The organism is Negativicoccus succinicivorans, from assembly GCF_018373335.1.
GTDB classification, from domain to species: Bacteria; Bacillota; Negativicutes; order Veillonellales; family Negativicoccaceae; genus Negativicoccus; species Negativicoccus succinicivorans_A.
In genome coordinates this window covers 1-2,748 of record NZ_JAHAHH010000104.1, presented here as the reverse complement: position 1 = coordinate 2,748, position 2,748 = coordinate 1, and the positions used below count along the sequence as shown (strand labels likewise).

Below are 2,748 nucleotides of genomic sequence, written 5' to 3'. Positions count from 1 at the left end.
TATATTTATTCAATATAATATTACCATAAAAAGTATTGAAAAACTATGATTTTAACTTACAATTTCTTTAAATGATGCGTATCATTTAAAAGTGCCAACAAGTTTCGATCACCGTAATATTCGATCATGGTAACATTGGCATTTGCCTGCCGAAAATTCCATGCAAGATCCAAATCCAACCCCAGTAAGGTACACAAAATACAGCGAATGGTGCCGCCGTGGCATACAATGGCTACTGCCTCATCCGGATGATCGTGAGTAATCTCTTCGATCGTTATGGCGGCGCGCTGTTGAAGATCACCAAAAGACTCGCCGTTGGAGATACGCACGCTTGATGCATTGGCATACATATGCTCAATACTTCCCGGCCACCTGGAATTAATCTGCTCATAAGTAAGACCTTCCCAATCACCGAAATTGATTTCTCTTAATCCGGAGCGCAATTCAACAGTAAGACCCTTGGATGTGGCCAAAGGTTGTGCCGTTTCCACAGCGCGTTCCAAATCACTCGCATAAACGGCATCCAAAGGTAAATCAGCAAAATAATCCACTAGACATTGTGCCTGCCGACGCCCTAAATCGCTCAGCGCGACATCAGTCACACCTTGGTACTGACCGGAAAAATTCCAAACGGTTTCACCGTGACGAATCAAATAAAGTGTAATCACCGGGATCGCAATACCTCCTTAGAAATCTCCGTAAACAACCGGTCATTGGCGGCCGTTTGGCGAATAGCAATCCGCACATGGTACGCATCAAGGCCGGGATAATTATCACAATTGCGAATCATCAACCCCTTCGCCAATAAGCGTTCAGTAAGTTCAGCAGCAGTGATTTTCCCCTGTAAATTCAGCAGAATAAAATTAGCCGTGGGCGGATATACAAAAAGTTCCGAAAGCGCTGCATAGTTTTCATATACGCGTTCTTTTTCCTCATAGACAAATCGTTGTGTATTTTGAAAATATTCTATATCATTGAAAGCCGCTTTTAAATAGGATGCGGTCAGCGCATTGACATTCCAAATGTCGAGATCGGCATACACCGTTTCCGCCAATTGAGGCGCAGAAAACATGACGCCGGCGCGCAAACCGGGAATACCCCAAAATTTTGTCAATGAATGCAATACCACAAAGTCATCGCATTTACCAAGAAGACTTCTAGCCGTATCCAAATTAGGATTAAAATCAATAAATGACTCGTCTACTAAAACACGGGCGCCACGTGTACGAGCCGCTTGCAACCACTGCTTTAGCTGACTTACCTCGGTGTACACGCCGGTCGGATTGTTAGGCGAACAAATGCAAAGTACATCCCCCTTGTTCATCTGCGTCAAGCTGTGCGGTAGGTCTTCCCAGGCAATTTGGCGTATTTCCGCTCCGACGGCAATGGCCGCCCGTGAATATTCGCTGAATGTCGGCACGGGGATCCAGACGGTAGCCGGTCGCCAATACCTGAAGACAGCAAATAAAAGTTCCGTAGCCCCGTTGCCAAGCACAACGCCAGCCTCATCGTATTGGTAAAATCGAGCCACTGCTTTTCGTAACGTTCTGTTATTCGGTTCCGGATAATGCAAAGCCAGAGTCGGCCAATCCTGCAAAGCCTCTACGCCCTCCGGAGAAAGGCCTAACGGATTGATATTGGCACTGAAGTCTTCCACTCGACTCCGTACAGATAGCGGCAAGGCATAAATATTGCCGCCATGTTGAAACGAAGTATAAAGTGCATCAAGATCTATGGACAAAATGTATGCCTCCATTATAAACTTTTACGCAGTCTAAAAATGTCAGTGTATTGCCAAACTCAACCGCCAGGCCACTACGAATGTCTTCCAGCTTTTTAAGATCTGTCAACAGCAACCCGCAAACGGTGCCACTGTGCGCAACAATGACACCATTAGATCCCAACTCTTTTCCCCATGCATGCAAATCCGCTAGATACGGACGCGGCAATATTTCCTGATTGGCATAGGCGCTCATCGTAGTAGCTGTTCCAATTTTTATCATATCACCCTTACGTAAACCTTCTATCAATAGGGTAAGGGCTTTTTGTATTTCTTTTTCCTTAATAGCACGCTTATTGATCAAGTCTTCCCGGGCGTTAAACTCCACGGTGTCAATCACTCCGCCTTGATCAAAAATGCAAATATAAGCTTCCGGGAAATGCCCGAGCGGCCGTAAAAAACGCCCTTGCAAATGATCAAATTGAACAATGCCCGGATAAAATGTGGCATCGCTGGGTTCAATCGACAGTGCTAAACGCGCCAACTCCTGCATCGACAAATGCCGCTCGGCGGCTAAGGCAACCGCTAAACAAACCGCACTAATATCTGCCGAACTGGAGGCCATCCCCTTACCGTCCTTCAGTTCAGAGTACAGTACCACATCAATATCCTGCCCAATTTTTAAATACTCTTTGGTCACCGTTACAGCTTGTTGCGCTTTATACGGAAGCTCATGAGTATGGGCGGTTGTTTTGGGCCAGGCTGTTGCGATGGAGTATCGTTCAATCGGACAAGTAACCAAGAAGTTTTGTCCGTTAATTTGTCCCTGAATTAATTCACCACATGCTCCCGGAGATTTTACAACAAATTCCATACACCGATCCGTTCCTGTAATAACCAAATCAATAAAATAACAATTTCAGATGTTTCTGTAACGGCACCATATGTATCACCGGTAACACCGCCTAGCTTTCGAACGAAATGAACATTCACCCATTGCATCCAGCCAAAGGCAAAAATAATCGGTA

General features: G+C 45.3%; 4 protein-coding genes. All 4 read right to left on the bottom strand.

Annotation, left to right across the window (positions count from 1 at the left end; all coding sequences use genetic code 11):
- Positions 1 to 56: 56 nt before the first annotated feature.
- Genes cobC through KH813_RS06880 form a run of 4 tightly spaced genes read right to left on the bottom strand, consistent with a single transcriptional unit; the run spans position 57 to position 2,722 of the window.
- A complete protein-coding gene (gene cobC / locus KH813_RS06380) occupies positions 57 to 668 on the bottom strand; it encodes an alpha-ribazole phosphatase (RefSeq protein ID WP_303994515.1) in 612 nt (203 codons plus the stop codon).
- Positions 665 to 1,741 (bottom strand): histidinol-phosphate transaminase, encoded by a 1,077-nt coding sequence (locus tag KH813_RS06375; RefSeq protein ID WP_303994514.1) that lies wholly within the window; start codon positions 1,739 to 1,741, stop codon positions 665 to 667. The genes cobC and KH813_RS06375 overlap by 4 nt, the downstream gene beginning before the upstream one ends.
- Positions 1,725 to 2,594, bottom strand: coding sequence for a GHMP kinase (locus tag KH813_RS06370; RefSeq protein ID WP_303994513.1), 870 nt, complete (start codon positions 2,592 to 2,594; stop codon positions 1,725 to 1,727). Before KH813_RS06370 ends, KH813_RS06375 begins: the two co-directional genes overlap by 17 nt.
- Complete coding sequence (locus KH813_RS06880) at positions 2,579 to 2,722, bottom strand: adenosylcobinamide-GDP ribazoletransferase (protein WP_369694442.1); 144 nt, start codon at positions 2,720 to 2,722, stop codon at positions 2,579 to 2,581. Before KH813_RS06880 ends, KH813_RS06370 begins: the two co-directional genes overlap by 16 nt.
- Between the last annotated feature and the right edge of the window lie 26 nt (positions 2,723 to 2,748).

Coding starts and splice junctions, on each gene's coding strand:
- KH813_RS06370 (WP_303994513.1), bottom strand. CDS start 2,594: ATGGAATTTGTTGTAAAATCTCCGGGAGCATGTGGTGAATTAATTCAG.
- KH813_RS06880 (WP_369694442.1), bottom strand. CDS start 2,722: ATGCAATGGGTGAATGTTCATTTCGTTCGAAAGCTAGGCGGTGTTACC.